The 19,879-nt window shown below is 36.8% G+C and carries 18 protein-coding genes and 1 pseudogene; 14 read left to right on the top strand and 5 right to left on the bottom strand.

The features are described from left to right. Positions 1 to 8: 8 nt before the first annotated feature. The 7 genes from JF73_RS04700 to citX all read left to right on the top strand — a co-directional run bounded on the left by JF73_RS04700 (position 9) and on the right by citX (position 6,722). Positions 9 to 1,475: a DASS family sodium-coupled anion symporter gene (locus JF73_RS04700; protein WP_046327178.1), complete on the top strand. Its 1,467-nt coding sequence runs from the start codon at positions 9 to 11 to the stop codon at positions 1,473 to 1,475. Continuing rightward, positions 1,476 to 2,270: an alpha/beta fold hydrolase gene (locus tag JF73_RS04695; RefSeq protein WP_046327177.1), complete on the top strand. Its 795-nt coding sequence runs from the start codon at positions 1,476 to 1,478 to the stop codon at positions 2,268 to 2,270. A gap of 20 nt (positions 2,271 to 2,290) precedes the next feature. Further along, positions 2,291 to 3,346 carry a [citrate (pro-3S)-lyase] ligase gene (gene citC, locus JF73_RS04690; RefSeq protein WP_046327176.1) on the top strand — a complete coding sequence of 352 codons (1,056 nt, stop codon included), beginning with the start codon at positions 2,291 to 2,293 and terminating at the stop codon, positions 3,344 to 3,346. Next, on the top strand, positions 3,336 to 3,632 hold the full coding sequence (gene citD / locus JF73_RS04685) for a citrate lyase acyl carrier protein (protein WP_046327175.1): 297 nt from the start codon (positions 3,336 to 3,338) through the stop codon (positions 3,630 to 3,632). Before citC ends, citD begins: the two co-directional genes overlap by 11 nt. Further along, the gene (locus JF73_RS04680; RefSeq protein ID WP_046327174.1) at positions 3,633 to 4,547 is read left to right on the top strand and encodes an aldolase/citrate lyase family protein; all 915 of its coding nucleotides are present in this window, start codon (positions 3,633 to 3,635) and stop codon (positions 4,545 to 4,547) included. Continuing rightward, the gene (gene citF / locus JF73_RS04675) at positions 4,537 to 6,075 is read left to right on the top strand and encodes a citrate lyase subunit alpha (protein ID WP_143435076.1); all 1,539 of its coding nucleotides are present in this window, start codon (positions 4,537 to 4,539) and stop codon (positions 6,073 to 6,075) included. Before JF73_RS04680 ends, citF begins: the two co-directional genes overlap by 11 nt. Before the next feature lie 89 nt (positions 6,076 to 6,164). Continuing rightward, positions 6,165 to 6,722 carry a citrate lyase holo-[acyl-carrier protein] synthase gene (gene citX / locus JF73_RS04670; RefSeq protein WP_046327172.1) on the top strand — a complete coding sequence of 186 codons (558 nt, stop codon included), beginning with the start codon at positions 6,165 to 6,167 and terminating at the stop codon, positions 6,720 to 6,722. On the opposite strand, the gene JF73_RS04665 is transcribed toward citX, so the two are convergent. Further along, positions 6,719 to 7,663 carry a sugar-binding transcriptional regulator gene (locus JF73_RS04665; RefSeq protein ID WP_038522795.1) on the bottom strand — a complete coding sequence of 315 codons (945 nt, stop codon included), beginning with the start codon at positions 7,661 to 7,663 and terminating at the stop codon, positions 6,719 to 6,721. The two genes, citX and JF73_RS04665, sit on opposite strands and share 4 nt — an antisense overlap. 131 nt (positions 7,664 to 7,794) lie before the next feature. Then, positions 7,795 to 8,295, bottom strand: a complete 501-nt coding sequence (gene ybaK / locus JF73_RS04660) for a Cys-tRNA(Pro) deacylase (protein ID WP_046327171.1) — start codon at positions 8,293 to 8,295, stop codon at positions 7,795 to 7,797. Between the two features lie 63 nt (positions 8,296 to 8,358). On the opposite strand from ybaK, the gene prmA reads away from it, so the two are divergent. From prmA to JF73_RS04625, 6 genes and pseudogenes are all read left to right on the top strand, one after another. Continuing rightward, positions 8,359 to 9,303, top strand: a complete 945-nt coding sequence (gene prmA / locus JF73_RS04655; protein ID WP_046327170.1) for a 50S ribosomal protein L11 methyltransferase — start codon at positions 8,359 to 8,361, stop codon at positions 9,301 to 9,303. Between the two features lie 417 nt (positions 9,304 to 9,720). After that, the gene (locus JF73_RS04645) at positions 9,721 to 11,961 is read left to right on the top strand and encodes a RelA/SpoT family protein (RefSeq protein WP_046327168.1); all 2,241 of its coding nucleotides are present in this window, start codon (positions 9,721 to 9,723) and stop codon (positions 11,959 to 11,961) included. Beyond that, entirely contained in the window at positions 11,961 to 12,398 is a 438-nt protein-coding gene (gene dtd, locus JF73_RS04640) for a D-aminoacyl-tRNA deacylase (RefSeq protein ID WP_046327167.1), read from the top strand. Before JF73_RS04645 ends, dtd begins: the two co-directional genes overlap by 1 nt. A 271-nt stretch (positions 12,399 to 12,669) precedes the next feature. Further along, on the top strand, positions 12,670 to 13,956 hold the full coding sequence (hisS, locus tag JF73_RS04635; protein WP_046327166.1) for a histidine--tRNA ligase: 1,287 nt from the start codon (positions 12,670 to 12,672) through the stop codon (positions 13,954 to 13,956). A 4-nt stretch (positions 13,957 to 13,960) separates the two neighbouring features. Next, positions 13,961 to 15,811 (top strand): aspartate--tRNA ligase, encoded by a 1,851-nt coding sequence (gene aspS / locus JF73_RS04630; protein ID WP_046327165.1) that lies wholly within the window; start codon positions 13,961 to 13,963, stop codon positions 15,809 to 15,811. A gap of 108 nt (positions 15,812 to 15,919) precedes the next feature. Then, positions 15,920 to 16,419: pseudogene (locus JF73_RS04625) on the top strand (NUDIX hydrolase). A 44-nt stretch (positions 16,420 to 16,463) separates the two neighbouring features. Here JF73_RS04625 and tpx read toward each other — a convergent pair. Further along, positions 16,464 to 16,958, bottom strand: coding sequence for a thiol peroxidase (gene tpx, locus JF73_RS04620; protein WP_046327164.1), 495 nt, complete (start codon positions 16,956 to 16,958; stop codon positions 16,464 to 16,466). Positions 16,959 to 17,043: 85 nt separating this feature from the next. Beyond that, on the bottom strand, positions 17,044 to 18,228 hold the full coding sequence (locus JF73_RS04615) for a pyridoxal phosphate-dependent aminotransferase (protein WP_046327163.1): 1,185 nt from the start codon (positions 18,226 to 18,228) through the stop codon (positions 17,044 to 17,046). 145 nt (positions 18,229 to 18,373) lie between these two features. On the opposite strand from JF73_RS04615, the gene msrB reads away from it, so the two are divergent. Further along, positions 18,374 to 18,805 (top strand): peptide-methionine (R)-S-oxide reductase MsrB, encoded by a 432-nt coding sequence (msrB, locus tag JF73_RS04610; RefSeq protein ID WP_038522764.1) that lies wholly within the window; start codon positions 18,374 to 18,376, stop codon positions 18,803 to 18,805. 55 nt (positions 18,806 to 18,860) lie between these two features. On the opposite strand, the gene JF73_RS04605 is transcribed toward msrB, so the two are convergent. Continuing rightward, complete coding sequence (locus JF73_RS04605) at positions 18,861 to 19,739, bottom strand: YitT family protein (protein WP_038522761.1); 879 nt, start codon at positions 19,737 to 19,739, stop codon at positions 18,861 to 18,863. Positions 19,740 to 19,879 lie beyond the last annotated feature (140 nt).

Genomic DNA, 19,879 nt, shown 5'->3' with positions numbered 1-19,879 from the left:
TAATTACTATGAAAACACTTGAAAAAGTTAATTATAAGGGCTTTATTTTACCTTTAGTGATTGGCGTTATCCTTTGGTGCATCACGCCTTTGCGTCCGGCTGGCTTGTCTGCTCCCGCATGGGAGATGTTTGCCGTTTTTGTAGCAACTATTGTTGGCTGTATTACAAAGCCTTTGCCCATAGGCGGTACTACTTTGATTGGACTGATAGTGACAGTTTTAGTTGGTTTAGCTCCAATCAAAGATGTTGTAGATCCAAAAACTGGTAAAGTAACCACTGGTATTCTTAGCGCCTTTAGTAATTCTGCTTCTTGGCTAATTGCTATGGCTTTTATCATGGCATATGGTATTAGTAAAACCGGTTTAGGTAATCGGATAGCGTATTGGATGATTAAAAAATTTGGTAAAAAGTCCATTGGTATCGGCTATGCAATTACCGGTTTGGAATTAGTTTTAGGAGCTTTAATACCATCAAACAGTGCACGTACAGGTGGTGTAGTTTGGCCGGTGACTGAATCAATCTCTAAAGATTATGATTCTCATCCTAACGATCCTTCAAGAAAGAAAATCGGAGCTTATCTTAGTTTTACTGCCTTCCATGCCAACATTCTGTCAACTGCTCTGTTTATTACAGGTGCTGCTCCTAATATGGTTGCTTCTCAAATGGCGGCACAGAAAAATTATAATATGACCTGGATCAGCTGGTTTACAGCAGCAATAGTTCCTGTTCTAGTTGCAACTGTTATTATTCCGGTTGTGATTTATAAAATTTTTCCTCCAGAAATTAAAGAAACTCCCAATGCTAAAAAATGGGCCAGTGACCGTTTAGCAAAAATGGGACCAGTGACAAAGCCTGAAATGATTATGTCAATAGTATTTTTGCTGGCTATTATTTTATGGGTTTTATCCGGAATCTTCAAAATTCCTCAATTAGATTCTACTTTTGTAGCCTTTTTAGCTGTCGGCTTGTTGCTATTAACAGGCGTCTTAACTATGAAAGATGCTTTAAACCAAACTGGAGCTTGGAACATTCTAATTTGGCTATCAATTTTAATATTTATGGCAAGTAAACTTATTTCCTTTGGCTTCATTGACTGGTTCTCCAAGACTATTCAGACTAGTCTTCACGGAATAAGCTGGCAAATAGTATTAGCTGTTTTAGTGATATTGATGTTTTACACCCACTACTTCTTTGCCAGTGGTACTGCACATATAACAGCATTATACCTGCCATTTTTATCTGTTGCTGTTGCTACAGGAGCTCCATTAGGATTATCAGCTATGCTCTTGGCGTTTACCGGGGCAATTAATGCTTCAACCACTCACTACGCTAACGGACCGGCCTCTATATTAGCTACAACTGGTTACATTAAGCAGAGTGAATGGTGGAAATATAACTTTATTTTAGGAATTCTCTATTTACTGATTTTCGGCGTAATAGGCACTTTATGGATGAAAGTTATTGGAATTTGGTAAATGCTTAAGGCAAGCAATTTTATAACTAATGATGGTATTCGAATAACTTATTACGATACATTAAAAAGTGGTCAGCCTATTTTAGCAGTTCCTGGTATAGGTAGTTCTGCAACATTATGGCAAGAGGCTGTAAAGCTTTTCACAGAAGATTACCGCTTTATAATAATTGATCCTCGAAATCAGGGACGTTCTCAAAGAACGTTTAAGGGGCAACGTATTAGTCGCCATGCAGCTGATTTAGCCGAGCTCATTAGCAGATTAGATTTAAAAAATATTATTGCTGTTGGTAATTCCATGGGAGCCGCAAACATTTGGGCTTATGTTTCACTATTTGGCTTTCAAAGATTGCAGGCAATTGTTGACTTAGATCAACCTCCCAAAATGATTCAAGACAGCACCTGGCACTATGGATTTAAAGATCTAACTTGGAAAAATTATCCGGATTATTTAAAGGCAGATCTGGGCAATGGTATTTTTGCTCATATCAATGATGAGATGTTTAAAAAGGCCAAAATTGAAGCCCAAAAATATCCGTATAATGCTGAAGAAAATTATCTTTGTCGAATAGATCATGCTGAGCAGGATTGGCGGGACATTTTAATTAGCTTGAAAGTTCCTATGCTCGTTTTAGCAGGACAAAATTCACCCTTTTTTGATTATCATTTTGCCTATGCTATGAGTGAACTGAATCCTAAAATTTACGCAGGAATAATAGCAAACTGTGGTCACTTAATTCAGGCGGAACAGCCTTTGAAAATGTATAAAGAAATTATGAAATTTTTGCAAAAATTTTAGCTAAAGTGAGAACCAAATAAATGGATAAAACTATAGACCTTAATTTAACTTTTCCAGACACGAAGGCAAGATGGGAAAACTTCTTAATTAATCAAGGTATTAAAGATTTCAGCTCCCGCGAAGTTGACGTCCTCGATCATACTGTTGGCTTAATAGATGAAGATGGCCATTTGGTAGGAACTGGTAGTATTGCAGGCAAAGTTCTTAAATATATAGCTGTGTCAAATGATAATTCTGTTCACGGGGCACGTTTTAATCAAATAGTTTCGGCTCTGCAAGAATACCTTTTTAGTCAGAAAATTTATCATTCATTCGTATTTACCAAAGCAAAATATTCTTCTAGTTTCGCCCATTTAGGTTTTAATGAATTGGCTCATACTGATACTGCGGCTTTTTTAGAAAGTGGAACACCAAGTATTCAAGACTTTTTAGCAAAAATACCTAGAATTGAAAACCAAAATCAAAAAGAAGTTGCAGCAATTGTTATGAATGCTAATCCATTTACTTTGGGCCACCAAAAGTTAGTACAACTGGCAAGTAGTGAAAATGATTTAGTTTATGTTTTTGTAGTAGCTACAGATGCTTCTTTATTTAAAACATCAGAAAGAATAGATTTGGTAAAAAAAGGAACTGCCAAATTTAAAAATGTGGTGGTAGTTAGTGGTGGAGATTACCTAGTTTCACGCTCGACATTTCCAGCTTATTTTTTAAAGTCACCTGATGAACTAATTACAACGCAAACAGAGATTGACGCTTTAATTTTTAAAAATATTATTGCACCCGAATTAACTATTAAGAAACGATATCTAGGTACTGAGCCATTTTCAAGGACAACTAATTTCTATAATCAAAGTTTACAAAAAATACTTAGTCCCAGTATTGCTGTTAAAATCGTGCACCGCTTTCGTGATAACGAGAAAATAATTACGGCAACTAGTGTGCGCCAATTGATCAAAAATAGTGATTTAAAAGATATTTCCACTCTAGTTCCACCAACTACAATGAATTTTATAAATGAAAATTATCAAATTTTACAAGAAAGAATCAAGAAAGGAATGAACATTGATGGAAATTAAAACTGTTGGAGTAGCAGGAACACTAGAATCTTCAGATATTCAGATTATGATCTCTGCTGGTCAAAATGGGATTGAAGTTGATCTGGATTCAGAGGTAGCTAAATCATACGGTGATCAAATTAAAAAGGTGATAACTGAAACACTTAATAAATTTGGTATTACTAACGCAAAAGTTAAGGCTACTGACAAAGGAGCGCTTGACTGCGTGATTGCTGCAAGAACATTAGCGGCTGCGCAAAGAGCAACTGAAACTACTGATGCACCAAGAATGGAGGTATTGCAATAAATGACTTATGTTAAAAATCGTTTGCGTCGAACAATGATGTTCGTACCAGGTAATAATCCTGCAATGGTTAAAGACGCTGGTATTTATGGAGCGGACTCTATTATGCTGGATTTAGAAGATGCAGTTTCATTAACTGAAAAAGACGCAGCCAGAATGTTAGTATTTAAGGCTATTAAAACAGTTGACTTTGGCGGTGCTGAAATTGTCGTTAGAATTAATGGTCAAGACACTCCCTTTTATGACCAAGATGTCAAAGCTATGGTTCGCGCTGGAGTAGATGTTATTCGTCTTCCTAAAACTGAATCGGCCGCCATGATTAAAAAATTAGTGGCGGATATGGAAAAAGCGGAAGAAGAATACGGTATTCAAAAAGGCTCTATTGGTGTTATGGCAGCGATTGAGAGTGCAAAAGGTGTTCTCAATGCTCCAGAAATTGCAACTGCAACCCCATTAATGATGGGCTTAGCTGTTTCCGGTGAAGACTATACTGCCGATATGCACACACACCGATATCCAGATGGGCGTGAACTTGAATTTGCCCGCAACATGGTCTTGCAAGCCGCTAGAGCAGCCGATGTTTATGCCTTCGATACTGTATTTTCAAATATGAATGATACTGAAGGATTCTACCGCGAAACAAAATATATTTATGAGCTTGGTTATGATGGCAAGTCTTTAGTTAATCCAAGACAAATACCTATGGTTAACAAGGTATTTAACCCTACTAAAGAAGAAATTGAAAATGCTCTTTCTGTCCAAAATGCTATTCAAGAAGCAAAGGCAAAAGGCTCAGGCGTTATTTCAATGAACGGTAAAATGGTCGACAAACCAGTTGTTGAGAAAGCTAACCGTGTTATTGAAACAGCTAAAGCATCGAATTTAATTGATGAGGAGGGTAATTACATTGGAGAATAAAGTAAAACGCAATTTGCCTGATGATTTGATGACAAAAATGAATCTTAAACCATTCGAATCTGTGGAAATAGGTAATCCTGAAGTAAAGAGAGTGGCTCCTAAAGTACAAGTTACTACGGGCGAATCAAAAGTGGTAGATTCTTTAGAAGATGTTATTAAGAAAACTCTAAAAGACGGTATGACCATTTCGTTCCACCATCATTTTAGAAATGGTGATTTTGCTTTTAATAAAGTAATGAATTTAATTATTAAAATGGGTTATCAAAACTTAACTTTAGCCCCATCTTCCTTAACTGGTGTTATGAATGACACTGTAATTGAAGCAATAAAAAAGGGTGTCATTACCAATATTACATCCTCTGGAATGAGAGGTAGTTTAGGTGATTTTGTTTCCCATGGTGGTCTAGAAAACCCAGTAATTTTCCGTTCTCACGGCAATAGAGCCCGTTCTATTGAAGAAGGTGAGATCAAAATTGACGTGGCATTTTTAGGAGTCCCAAATGCTGACCCAGCTGGTAATGCTAATGGTCAAGAAGGGGACGCAGTTTTTGGATCCTTGGGCTATGCTTTGATTGATGCACAATATGCGGATAAAGTAGTTTTGTTGACTGACAATATTGTTGATTATCCGAATACGCCTGCCTCAATTAAACAAACTCAAGTCGATTATGTTGTGCAGGTTGATCAAATTGGTGATGCTGATAAGATTGGTTCAGGGGCAACTCGTTTCACCAAAGATCCTAAAGAACTGAAAATTGCACAAACTGTTAATCAGGTGATTACAAATTCACCCTATTATAAACAAGGATTTTCATTCCAAACTGGATCTGGTGGAGCTGCATTGGCAGTGACCAGATACCTAAGAGAATCTATGCTAAAGGATGGGATTAAGGCATCATTCGCGCTAGGCGGTATAACTAAGCCTACGACTGATCTTCTTGAGGAAGGCCTGGTCAAGAAAATCATGGATGTTCAGGACTTTGACAAGGGTGCTGCAGCTTCAATGGCCCAAAATAAAAACCAACAGGAAATTGATGCTTCTTGGTACGCTGATCCTCATAATAAAGGAGCTGTAGTAAATAACTTAGATGTGGCTATTCTTTCAGCTTTGCAAATTGATACCAATTTTAACGTTAACGTAATGACAGGTTCCGATGGTGTTATTCGTGGTGCCATAGGTGGTCACCAGGATGCGGCTGCAGCAAAAATGACTATTATCACTGCTCCGCTAGTACGTGGACGCAATGCTACAGTAGTACCAGAAGTGGAAACAGTTGTTACACCAGGAGATTCAATTGATGTTTTAGTGACCGAAAGAGGAATTGCGATTAATCCCCGCCGTAAAGACTTAATAGCTGCTTTTGCTAAAGTTCCTGAGCTCAATATTGTTGACATCAAAGAACTTCAAGAAATGGCGCAAAAACAGGTTGGAATTCCCAAGCCTCTAGAATATACTGATCGTGTTGTTGCTTTAATTCAATATCGGGATGGCACTATTATTGATACAATTAAGCAAGTAAAAGATTAACTAATTATTTTAATAAAGTGTGAGAATGAGGCTAAGACTTGTTCTCACACTTTTTAGTTATAATATAAAAATAGAAAGAAGATGATAAAATGGTAAAAACAATATTTGCTGAAGGAGAACCACAGAGTATTACAGAGGTATTAGCAAATAAAGATGAAAGAGCAGAGTTGCAACAAACAACATTTCAAAAGTTTCCTGAATGTACGCTACTGGATGTTAAATTAAACATTCCTGGCCCTATCAAAAACAATCACTATTTAAAAGAAATTTTTGCTTCAGGTATTCTAAATTTGGAAGAAATTTTGCAAAATAGCCAGTTACCTTTTACTTTGTATAAACATTGGGAGAGAGCTACAGGTTCAGAGAATTTTTATCTTGTTGATGCTAATTATCGTTCCGTTAAACAAAAGGCAGTTGAATTTGAGAATAAGCAAAAAATTAATCGGTTATTTGATGCCGATGTATTAATTAGAAAACAAAAACAGGCAATATCCCGCAAAGATCTAGGCTTGCCTGTTCGCAAATGCTTTTTATGTTCAAAACCTGCTAAAGAATGCGCTCGTTCAAGAACACATTCAGTTGCAGATCTGCAAAATTATATTACTAGCTTATATAATGAGAAGTTCTGTAAAAAATCCGCCAATTAAAGTGCCTCGTTTTTGCGTAGAACTCTTTCAGCTATACCTGAAGTGGTTATTAAATGTGTTATTACGCCAGATCTGAGAGCCCCCAAAAGCGCATCTTCCTTAAACCGGTTTTTAACAATTACAAATCGATCAGGAACTGCTAAAATGTCTGAAAGACTGATGCCAGATATGTGGGGTTCAATCGGACTGTAAAAGCGACCTTTAATATCATACGGTCTGCCAAAAATAATCCCTGCTAACTGATTTTTTTTAATCCCTGTAAATAGCTTGTCAGCGTAATAATCCATAAAAAATTGTCCAGATTCCAGCGATTGCATGGTACCGATGCTTGCAAACACCAGATCAAGTTTTGAAAAATACTTTTCAATATATTGATAATAGGGCTCTTGCTGAATTTTTTTGACTAGTCCCGGATCAATGGCATAAAGAGGAGCGGGAAAAGTTAGACTTTTTGCATTAAATTTGTCAGCAGCATGTTGAATAAGTGGCTGCTTGCGTTTGCTAGCATTAACCACCTGACCCAATAGTTGAACAACTGTCAGGTCAGGGCGAGTTTCTGTTGAAAAATCATCAATAATATCCCTTAAAAGTGTTCCCCAAGTAAGACCAACAACATTGGCAGACGTAATATAATTTTGAATTTGTTTTGCCGCAAAATTGACAATCATTTCATTGTCTTGGTTTTTAGTTTCTTTATCTTCTAAGATATAAACTTCTTTCAGATCAAAAAGGCTTTGGAATTTTCGTTCCAAATTTTGTGCTCGTTTGGGGCTTTGATAAATGCTAATCTTAACAATCCCTTTATTTTCAGCTTCATCAATTGCCTTGGCTATCAGATAACGGGAAAGGTTATACTTCTTTGAGATTTCAGCAATATTCAGTTTGCTCAAGAAGTAGTCATGTGCAATATTTGCAAGCTGTTCATCTGTTAATAATGTCATTTATTTATTCCTATTCTGTCTACTTGGTATTTGTTTTAATTATATTAGAAAAAGCGCTTTATTACTATGACCAAAACAATATTTTAAAAGATAATAATTCTCAAAGGGAGTGTTATTGTCTAAATATTCTTTTATTCTAGCAAATCACCAAATTTGGCATTAGTTACTTTTTGCAAATCCTGCGGTTTTAAAAAAACGCTCCGACCAACTTTACCACTCGAAACTGCAATTTCTTGTTCTTGGAGCATACTTTTATCAAGAAAAATAGGAATGTGGTGTTTAAAGTAAATCCCAATTGGAGTATTTGCACCATGAACATAGCCAGTTGTTTTTGCTAAATCTTTTAAAGGAAGCATTTCACACTTTTTATTTCCTGAAATTTTAGCCAGTTTTTTCAAGCTTAAATGTTCAGTCACGGGGATTACACCAACAACAGTTGGGATTTTATTGCCAGAACACACAAGTGTTTTATAGACCAAATGTTCATTCTCGTTTAAAATGGATGTATCCATTTGGGCTACACCACCTGAATCTTCATGTGTAGCAAATTCGGCTTGCCGGTACTGAATCTTATCTCTATCCAATATTTTTTCTACTAGAGTTTTTTCAATCTTATTTTTCTTTTTTGACATTAATATCACCTTTTTAATGATAGCATTGATAAAAAGGAAAATAAAAAGGGAGTTAAAAAAATAATGAAATTATTAATTATTAAAATTGAAACCAGCCATGAAGTTGAAGATGCTTTAAATATCTACAGTCAAGATGTATTGCACTGTTTAGGGACTGAATCACGCAAACGCTCTGATTTTGAGCAGGCTGGCTGGGAATCAGACTCCACGATTGTTAACCTCAGTGAGATAAACGACTTACCACAAGATTTACAATTTTTAGCATATTTTGATATTGAACAAGATAAAGCTGAACTGGTTGAAAAGTACCAGAAGAAATTAGCTGAGTTAAAAAGTTATGGCTTGCAAATTGGCAAAGCAAAAATAACCACTTCTTATATTAAAGACGAAGATTGGAACACAGTTTGGCAAAAATTTTATCATGTCATAAACTTTTCGCGGCATTTGGCAATTGTGCCAGAATGGGAAGATTATCAACCAGCTTTTAAAGATCAGCAGTTAATCAAACTTGATCCTGGTTTGGCATTTGGCACTGGCACACATAAGACAACGCAAATAGCATTAATGGGACTAGAACAAGCACTAACTGAGCCAAAGACTGTCTGTGACGTGGGGACAGGTTCTGGTATTTTGGCCATTGCTTCTTCATTATTGGGAGCCAGTTCTGTTGTGGCTACCGACATCTCGGATGAAGCTGTCACAGCGGCAAAAGAGAATATCGCTCTTAATCATTTGGCAAATATCAAGGTGGAAAAGGCTAGTTTGCTTAATGGTGTAGAAGGCAAATATGACATTATTATTGCTAATATTTTGGCGGAAATTCTGCTTGAGCTAATTCCTGAATTAAATGAACACTTAAATGCAGGTGGTAAAGTGATTTTTTCGGGAATAGATTATACTCAGCTGGATAAAATCAAAGCCGCTTTGACAAAGCATGATTTTAAAATTGATTTGACAATCGAGCATGGGCGCTGGGTTGGATTAATTATAGAAAGAAAAGATAACTAAAAAGAGTTATAATAGATAATTAAATTAGTAAGGAATTGGCAAGTTGATTGATAAACTAAAAAACATACCTTTAATTAGCAAATTAAATAGTTATAAGGTAATGCCAGTAATATGGTGGAGCATTTTAGTTGTTATCTTACCCCTTATTTTCAGTCTATTAAGAATAGGGACTATTTGGCGGGTAGGATTACTTTTTATACTCCTTAACAGTATAATCAGCTATCATATTGGTAAGTTGATTAAAACAATTAATCTTAAACACTACTGGCTGCTATTTATGCCAGGCTGTTTTTGCCTAATTGTTTTATTCAAATATGCTAATTATAACTTTTTGTTTGGACTAATTTATCTTATTTTAGAGATTTTTGGTGTAATGGATAACCAAATATACGGGTAATATTAGAAGGGTCGGTTTATATGTCTAAGTACATTGAGATGACGCACGAGCAGGTGATAGATACCTGCAAGAAGTATATGAACGATAAGCAAATTGCTTTTGTTGAAGAAGCTTACGAATTTGCTAAAAATGCGCACAGTGAGCAAAAGAGAGCTTCCGGACAGCCTTATATTGTTCATCCCACCCAAGTAGCTGGAACTCTTGCCAAATTAAGTCTTGACCCTGATACTATAGCGGCAGGTTTTTTACATGATACTGTTGAAGATACACCAGTAACTAATGATGATATCAAAGAAAAGTTTGGTAAAGATGTAGCTTTTATTGTTGATGGCGTAACAAAATTAAATAAATATCAGTATAAGTCACACCAAGAATTTTTAGCTGAAAATCACAGGAAAATGTTGATCGCAATGGCTAAAGATATCCGTGTGATTATGGTCAAGTTGGCTGATAGACTGCACAACATGCACACTTTAGAACATTTGCGTCCTGATAAGCAGCGCCGAATTGCATCTGAAACAATGGATATTTATGCGCCTTTGGCGGATCGGTTAGGTATTGGTACGATCAAATGGGAACTTGAAGACATGAGTTTTCATTATTTGAACCCTAAAGCATACTATCGCATTGTTAATTTAATGAGTCTTAAACGTAGTCAAAGAGAAAATTATATCCAAGATGCGATTAAGACACTCAAAGACAGTTTAGATAGCCTAGGTATTAAATACGAAATATACGGTCGGCCAAAGCATATTTATTCCATTTACAAAAAAATGGTCAATAAGCATAAAGACTTTAATGAAATTTATGACTTGTTAGCCGTACGCGTGATAGTCAAAACGGTGAAAGATTGCTATGCGGTTTTAGGTGCTGTCCATACTAAATGGAAACCAATGCCAGGTCGTTTTAAAGATTATATTGCTGTACCTAAAGTAAATGGTTACCAGTCACTCCACACTACAATTATTGGCCCCGGGGGTCGACCGCTGGAAATTCAGATTAGAACTGAACAAATGCATGAAGTGGCTGAATACGGTGTGGCTGCCCACTGGGCTTATAAAAGAGGTAATTTAAAGGGCGTAGAGCAGACTAGCTCTAATGAAAAATTGGACATGGTCCGTGAAATTTTAGAATTAAAAGATGAAACTTCAGACGCCGATGAATTTATGAAAAGCGTTAAGAGTGAAATCTTTTCAGATCGGGTTTATGTCTTTACGCCTAAGGGTGAAGTTTACGAATTACCTAAAGGCTCAGTGACTCTCGATTTCGCCTATGAAATTCATACTCAAGTCGGCAGCCATTCGGTTGGAGCTAAGGTAAATGGTAAATTGGTACCGTTGGATTATAAACTTAAAAATGGCGACGTAATTGAAATCATGACCCAATCTAATGCCAGTCCTTCTCGTGATTGGGTGGACATGGTCAAAACTTCACGCGCCCGCAATAAAATTCGCCGTTACTTTAGAAACCAAGATCGTGACCACAGCATCGAACAGGGTGAACAAATGGTTGCTGAGAAACTCCGCGATCAAGGTCTTGCGCCTAAAGAGTTTATGTCAAAAGAGCATATCGAGCCGCTTTTAGACCAGCTAAATTACCACAACGCTGATGAAATGTATGCTTCAATTGGTTTCGGTGATCTTTCAGCTATTGGCGTGGTTAACAGATTAACAGCAGACTTGCGGCGTGAAGATGAAAGAAAAAAGCAAAAGCAGCTTGAAGAAGAAATATTAAATTCAGGTCAGAAATCTGTTTCGGAGCCTCAACCCCATAAAAAAGATTCTAAGGCAATGAAGATCAAGCACAAAAATGGGGTTATGATTCAAGGAATTAGTGACTTGATGCTTCATTTGGCTAAATGTTGTAACCCTGTTCCGGGCGACGAAATTGTGGGCTATGTGACTAAAGGACGCGGCGTTACAATTCATCGTGCAGATTGTCGCAATATAGTCAATAATGACGAAAGCAAGGGCAGATTGATCGAAGTTCAGTGGGAAAACGTTGAAGAAAACAGTGCCCAAGCTTTTAACGCTAACATTGAAGTTTTTGGCTATAACAGAGGAAAACTGCTGACTGATGTCATTACCAAATTAAACACATTAACTCCTAATATTAATAATATTTCTGGTAAGGTTAATGAGGATAATATTGCTCACATTTACGCCACAGTAGCTGTTAATAATTCGGCGCAATTAGATGGTATTTTAACTATGTTACGCGATATTCCGGATATATATCAAACAAGGAGAGCAGATAATTAATGCGGATTGTCATTCAAAGAGTAAATCATGCCGGCGTCAATATTGCTGGCAAGGTAGTAGGAGAAATTAACAAGGGACTCCTGCTTTTAGTCGGTTTAAAAGACGGAGACGATTCTGATGTAGTCAAAAAGGCGGCTGCAAAAATAGCCAAAATGCGCATTTTTGAAGATGAAGATGGCAAAACCAATTTGGCAATTAAAGATGTTGGCGGACAAATATTAAGCGTGAGCCAATTTACCTTGTTAGCTGATACTAAAAAAGGCAATAGACCAAGTTTCATTAAAGCTATGAAACCGCCAAAGTCCCAGGAATTATGGCAAGATTTTAATCAAGAACTCGTCAAACTAGGCTTAACAGTTAAAACTGGTGAATTTGGGGCTGATATGAAAGTAGATTTACAAAATGATGGACCATTCACGATAGTACTTGATTTGTAAAAAATAAGCCGCAATGCTAGTATAGGTTGACTTTTTGTCTTGAAAACTATAAGCTAAAAAAAGAATTATCAATGACAAAGACTGAAGTTTAGTATTTTTTATACAGAGACCGCTAATTACGCTGAAAAGGCGGAAAAAACTAACTGTGACCCCTTTACCAGATAATATTCGCTTCGCGAGCGTTATTCGCAGCAGGTAAAAGGTGGTACCGTGCTAATTCAGAGCGCCCTTGATTTATTCAAGGACGTTTTTTAATTAAAAGGATGATTAAATGAGAGTGCAAAGACCAAAAGGAACAGTTGACATTTTGCCAGATGAATCTGGTTCATGGGAAAAAGTAGAGCAGATTCTGCGTGATTTTTTTAAGCAGGCAAATTACCGGGAAATTCGGACACCAAGTTTTGAAAACTATAATGTTTTTTCACGTTCAAGCGGTGAAACGTCTGATGTAGTCGAAAAAGAAATGTATGATTTTAACGATAAAGGTGGCAGACACATTGCTTTACGTCCTGAAGGGACTGCTGGCGTCGTTCGTGCTTATGTTGAAGATAAGCTCTATGCACCAGAGGTAGCCAAGCCGTTAAATGTTTATTACATAGAATCAACATTTCGTTATGAAAGACCTCAAGCTGGACGTCAACGGGAATTTCACCAAATTGGCATTGAAAGTTTCGGCTCAGCTAATCCGTTAGCAGATGTAGAAACAATAGTTTTAGCTCATGATCTTTTAGCCAAACTGGGTGTTAAGAAATACGAGTTGCACATTAACACTTTGGGTAATGCTCAGGTGCGCCAAGATTATCATGATGCATTGGTAAATTATTTTATGCCCGTTAGAGATCAACTTTCAGATGACTCTAAGAGACGTTTAGAGAAAAATCCTTTGCGTATTTTGGATTCTAAAGATGAACAAGATAAGAAGTTCTTACCAAATGCACCTAAGATAGTTGATTATCTAGATGAAGAATCAAAGGGAAACTTTGATCAGATATTGATGATGCTTGATCAACTGGATATTAAATATGTGATTGATAATGATCTCGTTCGTGGCCTTGATTATTATACGGGTGTAATTTTTGAATTTATGGTCGAAGATAAAAGCATTTGGGAATCAGCATCAACCATTTTAGGTGGCGGACGCTATGATAATTTGGTTGAAGAATTTGACGGACCAAAAACTCCAGCTGTTGGTTTCGGTATAGGAGAAGAACGCTTAATGCTGGTATTGCACAAGCAAAATCCTGCACTTTTTGAAGATCAAGGAATCGACTTCTTTATCACAAATATTGGTGAAAAAGCAGCAATAAAAGCAGTTGAAATTGCTCGTTTACTTCGCAGTCAGGGCTTGAAAGTGCAATACGATGTTGACCAGAAGAAATTGAAAGCACAATTTAAAAAAGCTGATAGAGCTGAAGCAAAATACGTGATCACATTGGGTGCCAAAGAAATGGCGGCAGGAATACTGAATGTCAAAAGGCTTGCTGATGCAAAAACATTTAAGTTAGAATTAACTGATCTTGAAAATATGACTGCTGTCATGAAAAAATTGAAGGAATAATAAAATGGAACAAATGGAAAAAAGAACTGATTACTGTGGCAACATCACGACCGCTTACCTTAATCAAGAAGTAAATCTCTATGGTTGGGTTCAACGTGTACGTAATTTGGGTAACCTAGTATTCATTGATTTGCGCGATCGTGAAGGTATTGTTCAGGTAGTAGTAAATCATGACTCTGGTCAAAGCTTAATGGCAATGGCTGATTCTCTGGGAAACGAATATGTTATCCAAGTTAAGGGTAAGGTGGTTAAGCGTTCTAGCATTAATCCTGATATGAAAACGGGCGAAGTCGAAGTTGATGCTAAAGAAATCATAATTCTAAATAAATCGCAAAACCCTCCTTTTGAAATAAAAGATAATGTTGAAATAGCTGAACAGACCAGGCTAAAATACCGTTACTTAGATTTACGCAGGCCTGCATTACAAAAAGCAATTATTTTGCGTTCAAAAATATTACGCGCAACACATGAATTTTTTGATCAAAATGGTTTTATTGACATCGAGACTCCTATTTTAGGTAAGTCCTCCCCAGAAGGTGCCCGTGACTATTTAGTACCTTCAAGAATTTATCCAGGCAGCTTTTATGCTTTGCCACAATCACCGCAGCTTTTTAAGCAACTATTGATGGGTGCTGGCTTTGATAAATATTATCAATTAGCAAGATGCTTCCGTGATGAAGATTTGCGTGGTGACAGACAACCGGAATTTACTCAAATTGATATGGAAACTTCTTTTACTGATGAACAACAAGTACAAGATTATACCGAGGGCTTGCTGAAGAAAATCATGAAAGATGTCATGAATATTGATTTAAAAACACCAATTCCTCGTATTTCTTGGACTGATGCTATGAATAAATATGGTACTGACAAGCCTGATACCCGGTTTGGAATGCTTATTCATGATTTAAGCAGTATTTTTAAAGACAGTGACTTCAAAGTCTTCTCTGGAGCAATCGCAGATGGCGGCTTTGTTAAAGGTATTGCGGTCAAAGATGGGGCACACAAGTATTCTCGTAAGCAAATTGAGCAAAAACAAGACTATATCAAACGCTACCATGCAAAGGGCTTGGCCTGGGTCAAGTATGAAGATGGTGAATTTTCTGGACCTGTTTCCCGCTTTTTAACTGCTGAAAACAAGTCTGCTTTAATCGCTGAATTTGGTTTGCAGGGTGGAGAATTACTAGTATTTATTGCCGACAAATGGAAAGTCTGCTGTGATTCTCTTGATCATTTAAGACGGGAATTTGCAAAAGAAACCGCCATTATTCCTCAACATGAATTTGACTTTGTATGGGTAGTTGATTGGCCATTATTTGAATATGATGAGGGCTTTGGCAGATGGATTGCGGCGCACCATCCGTTTACAATGCCTGATGATGAAGGGATTAAATTACTAGATACTGATCCGCATAAGGCTCACGCCCGTAGTTATGATATAGTTATGAACGGGGATGAGCTTGGCGGTGGCTCTATTCGTATTCATAAGCGCTGCATTCAAGAAAAAATGCTTAAAGCACTGGGCTTTTCGAAAAAACGTGCTTATGAACAATTTGGCTACTTGCTTGACGCTCTAGACATGGGCTTTCCACCACATGCTGGTCTTGCTATTGGTCTTGATCGGTTTGCAATGCTTTTGGCTGAAAAAGATAATATTCGCGATGTTTTAGCCTTTCCGAAAAATGCCAACGCCTCAGAGCCGATGATGCATGCTCCAGCACCAGTGTCTGACCAACAACTTTCAGACTTGGGTATTGAAGTTGAAGAACAATATCAGGATAGTGTTGCCAAGATTGAAAACAATTTGAAGATTCAAGCTGAAAAAGATGCAGCAAGAAATACTACTTGGGATTAAAAATTGGCAAAATAAAAAAAGAAGCACGAAGTGTAAGTACTTCATGCTTCTTTTTTTCCATTTTACTATTTAATTATTGGTCAATATTTGTAGATAAAGGAGTAATGGATGACAGTTAAATTTCATCGCGCGTTTGGTTGTTATGGTATTATTGGCAATTCAAACAGTTTAGTTGTAATTAAAAAAATGGTGGCCCCTATATTAATCGCTTCGATCTGCCTGGAGGCAGTTTAGAAGACGGTGAAAAACTGCTGGACGCTGTGAAAAGAGAAGTAAACGAAGAAACGGGGTTAGTCGTAGAGGATTGCGCTCAAATTGGCATAACCTCATTTAAATATCCCTGGGATTATCAGCAATGGCATTTCAACCAACATATTTGTGTTTTTTACCGCATCAATGAGGTTAAAGGTAACATAAAAAATGAAGTAGAGCAGTTTACTGGTCAAGATTCTTTAGGAGCACTTTCAGTTCCATTAACCAAATTGACTATTGCAAATTCTTCACCTTTAGTACTAAAAGCAAAAGAAATTTTATTAGAACCAGCTTCATTTGATTTAACCGATCAAACTTTTAAAACGTGGCAGGTTTTAGATAAACCAGTTTTTTAACAAAAAAAGCGACTAAGTTTTTACTTAATCGCTTTTTCGTTAAACTACTTTAAATCTTGTAAAAATGCTAATGCCTCTGCGTAGTTAGGCTCATTAGTTAATTCAGAAATTAATTCTCGATATAAAACTTTCTTGTTTGCATCAACAATCCAAATGCTTCTAGAGTCAAATTTGGTATCTGCAATAAATAAGCCCATATTTTTACCAAAATCAAATTCTTCATCAGATAAAAGTTTCATTTTAGTAACGTCTTCAGCTGCACACCAATTTTTTTGTTCTTCAGGTGTATTGGTAGAGATAGTATAGAAGTTAATACCAGCGAATTTGTCAACTTCGCCGTTAAAGTGTTTAGTAGAAATGCTGCAAACACTGGTATTAATATTTGGCACAACACTAATTAAAGTTGGCTTATCAATCAGTTCGTCTACTGTGGCAAATGAACCGTCAGCCTGTTTTACCTTAAAGTTAGGCAATTGTTCACCAATTTTAGGTGGCTCTCCGTTAGTTGACAGTGGTTCGTTTTTCATTGTTACTTGCATAATTTAACCCTTTCTTTTATAAATAAAAATCTTTCCACAATCCAGTTTAAACTACAATTGTGTACAAGCCCAAGAAATTAGCTTTTTAATTATTTTCAGTGTATGAAGTAATACGTTTGATAGCTTCTTTAATATTTTCTTCAGAAGAAGCATAGGAAAAGCGGACATACCCTTGGCCACCTGCTCCAAAATAGCTACCCGGTGTTGCGCCCACTTTGACTTTTTCAGCTAGATCATTAGCAAAAGCCACATCGTCACAGCCGAACTTAGCTGGAATTTTGGCAAAAATGTAAAAGGCACCTTCAGGTGTAGCTAACGTATAGCCGTTTTTCTCCAGGCCCTCTTGTAAAATTTGCAGGCGCCGCTGGTATTTAGCACGCGCTGCAATATAGTCTTGTTCGCCGTTTTCCAAAGCTTCAGCCGCACCAATTTGGACATTATCAGTTACAGAAGAAATTAAAAATGAGTTAATTTTGATCATTGACTTCATTAATTCGGCTGGTCCAGCAATATAGCCGATTCGCCAACCAGTCATAGCAAAACTTTTGGATAATCCCGAAAGTAAAACTGTTCTTTCAGGAATGATTTGGGTCAATGAATAATGTTTCTTATCACCATATATCAACTCTGCATAAATTTCGTCACTAACCGCAAACATGTCGTAGTCAGTAATGACTTGGGCTAATTCTGCTAAGTTTTCTTTAGAGTAGACGCGTCCAGTAGGATTTGAAGGGTCAGTAATGACAACTGCCTTCGCTCCTTTGCCTTCATTTTCCAGTGTTTCCTTTAATTTGGCTGGCGTTAATAAAAAATTATCGGCAGAAGTATCTACCTGAATTGGAATGCCACCAGCCATCTCGATAATGCCAAAGTAAACTCCCCAAACCGGAGTAGGAACTATGATCTTCTCTCCTGGATTTAAAAGGGCCATGGCGGCAATGTTCAGGCCTTCGGAAACTCCAACAGTCGCACACAATTCGGTTGCAGGATCATAATTTACGCCTAAACTTTGGTTTAGATACTTGTTCACTGCTTTAAGGTACTTCTTTTTACCAGCTTCTGGGGCATAATGAGAATCATCATTAGTAATATCATTAATTGCCGCTTGTTTAATATGTTCAGGTGTATTTAAGTCTGGCTCTCCGATAGTTAATTTAATTATTCCTGGGATCGTAGAAATTCTTTGGTTAAAAGAGCGAATCGCAGAATTAGGCAAATTTTTGATTTTAGTATTTATTTTTGCATTTAAGCTTTTTGCTAATTTTGGCATAAAAAGAACCTTCCTATTTTGATTGAAACCATATTATAACCCAGTATTAATCTGTTTGAAAATAAGAATAGCATTATTTTATTAAGTTTTATTTTAGTATGCTAATGCAAATTTTGTTATAGTTAAGAAAGGAGGGTGATGCAAAATGGACCAAAACAAAAAAGAGCAAAGATTAAAAGAGCTGACACCTGATCAATATCAAGTAACGCAACAGGCGGCAACTGATTATCCATTTAAAGGAAAATACGATGACTTTTACCAAAAAGGACTTTATGTAGATATAGTTTCCGGTGAACCTTTATTTTCTAGTGAAGATAAATATGATGCGGGTTGTGGTTGGCCTAGCTTTACCCGACCGATTAAGAAATTGGTTTATCATCGTGATCAATCACATAATATGGAAAGAACTGAGGTCAAGAGCCCAGATGCAGATTCGCATTTAGGGCACGTATTTGACGATGGACCAGCTGACCAGGGTGGATTGAGATATTGTATTAATTCTTCGTCTTTAGATTTTATCCCGTATGCAGACTTAGATAAAAGAGGCTACGGTGAATATAAAAAACTTTTTAAATAATAAAAATTATGTAAAAAACATGACCCAAGAGGATCATGTTTTTTTGTGTTCTGATTTAGACAATTTCTTGTTCCTTAAAGCTGCCGTAAACACGCTCAACTTCGGTAACGCTCATGAAGGCGTAGGGATCGCTTTTTTTAACAATGTGGACTATATCGTACATATCATAACGGTCGATCACGGTGATTAGGACTTTTTTCTCGTTATGACTGTATGCGCCCTCAACATCATGAAAAATGGTAATACCGCGGTGCATTTTCTCTTGAATGCCATCTATAATAGCGTGGGGTTGTTCAGTCACAATCGTCACTTGCAGCTTTTGGTGCTGGGTGTAAACTGCATCAATTACTCGTCCGTTAATAAAAATAGTTAAAGCCGAATATAAAGCTCGTGTCCATCCAAAAGCTAAACCGGCAGCCGCGATAATTAATAAGTTGATCAAAATGCTGATTTTGCCGTAACTTGTACCCGTTTTTCTCTGGATCACAATGCCAATAATGTCAAGTCCACCGGTAGAAATGCCGTTTTTTAAAGCAAAACCTGTCCCGAGTCCATTGATCATTCCACCAAAAATAGCACAGACTAAAGGATCAATATGCATATTGACAGGTTGGATTACCCGCATCATGATTGAACCCAATATAACCGTAATAATGGTAAAAAACGTAAATTTATGACCTATTTTTAGCCAAGCAAGCAATAAAAGGGGCAAATTTAATACCAAATATAAAACAGAAGTTGGCAGTTCAACAGGTAAAAATCGTTCACTCATGGTATTAATTAACTGCGCAAATCCAGTGATTCCTGAAGAATACATGTGTCCCGGCGTCCAAAAGAAGTTTAGGGCAACGGCTACAGCCAACGAGTAGAAAAATGAAGCTGAAATTTTTGAAAGTAGATTATAACGTCGGTTAAAGGCATCAAGCTGATCCATTTATTTTTATCCTTTTATCAATTTATTTAATCTAGATGTCAGTCTAACAAATTAATCTGCTGTGTCCAATAAATAAATGAGAAATAAGTAATTTTCTGCAAACAAAAGCAATCAGTCGAAGACAGATTGCTTAATTAAAT

Origin of the sequence: Lactobacillus helsingborgensis (assembly GCF_000970855.1) — a bacterium.
Classification (GTDB): Bacteria; Bacillota; Bacilli; order Lactobacillales; family Lactobacillaceae; genus Lactobacillus; species Lactobacillus helsingborgensis.
Note: the sequence above shows the minus strand (reverse complement) of the source record. Positions and strands in the feature narration are given on the sequence as shown.

Bases quoted from the DNA above. Each gene is read 5' to 3' on its own strand.
- JF73_RS04700 (WP_046327178.1), top strand. From the start codon at position 9: ATGAAAACACTTGAAAAAGTTAATTATAAGGGCTTTATTTTACCTTTA.
- JF73_RS04695 (WP_046327177.1), top strand. From the start codon at position 1,476: ATGCTTAAGGCAAGCAATTTTATAACTAATGATGGTATTCGAATAACT.
- citC (WP_046327176.1), top strand. From the start codon at position 2,291: ATGGATAAAACTATAGACCTTAATTTAACTTTTCCAGACACGAAGGCA.
- citD (WP_046327175.1), top strand. From the start codon at position 3,336: ATGGAAATTAAAACTGTTGGAGTAGCAGGAACACTAGAATCTTCAGAT.
- JF73_RS04680 (WP_046327174.1), top strand. From the start codon at position 3,633: ATGACTTATGTTAAAAATCGTTTGCGTCGAACAATGATGTTCGTACCA.
- citX (WP_046327172.1), top strand. From the start codon at position 6,165: ATGGTAAAAACAATATTTGCTGAAGGAGAACCACAGAGTATTACAGAG.
- JF73_RS04665 (WP_038522795.1), bottom strand. From the start codon at position 7,663: ATGACATTATTAACAGATGAACAGCTTGCAAATATTGCACATGACTAC.
- ybaK (WP_046327171.1), bottom strand. From the start codon at position 8,295: ATGTCAAAAAAGAAAAATAAGATTGAAAAAACTCTAGTAGAAAAAATA.
- prmA (WP_046327170.1), top strand. From the start codon at position 8,359: ATGAAATTATTAATTATTAAAATTGAAACCAGCCATGAAGTTGAAGAT.
- JF73_RS04645 (WP_046327168.1), top strand. From the start codon at position 9,721: ATGTCTAAGTACATTGAGATGACGCACGAGCAGGTGATAGATACCTGC.
- dtd (WP_046327167.1), top strand. From the start codon at position 11,961: ATGCGGATTGTCATTCAAAGAGTAAATCATGCCGGCGTCAATATTGCT.
- hisS (WP_046327166.1), top strand. From the start codon at position 12,670: ATGAGAGTGCAAAGACCAAAAGGAACAGTTGACATTTTGCCAGATGAA.
- aspS (WP_046327165.1), top strand. From the start codon at position 13,961: ATGGAACAAATGGAAAAAAGAACTGATTACTGTGGCAACATCACGACC.
- tpx (WP_046327164.1), bottom strand. From the start codon at position 16,958: ATGCAAGTAACAATGAAAAACGAACCACTGTCAACTAACGGAGAGCCA.
- JF73_RS04615 (WP_046327163.1), bottom strand. From the start codon at position 18,228: ATGCCAAAATTAGCAAAAAGCTTAAATGCAAAAATAAATACTAAAATC.
- msrB (WP_038522764.1), top strand. From the start codon at position 18,374: ATGGACCAAAACAAAAAAGAGCAAAGATTAAAAGAGCTGACACCTGAT.
- JF73_RS04605 (WP_038522761.1), bottom strand. From the start codon at position 19,739: ATGGATCAGCTTGATGCCTTTAACCGACGTTATAATCTACTTTCAAAA.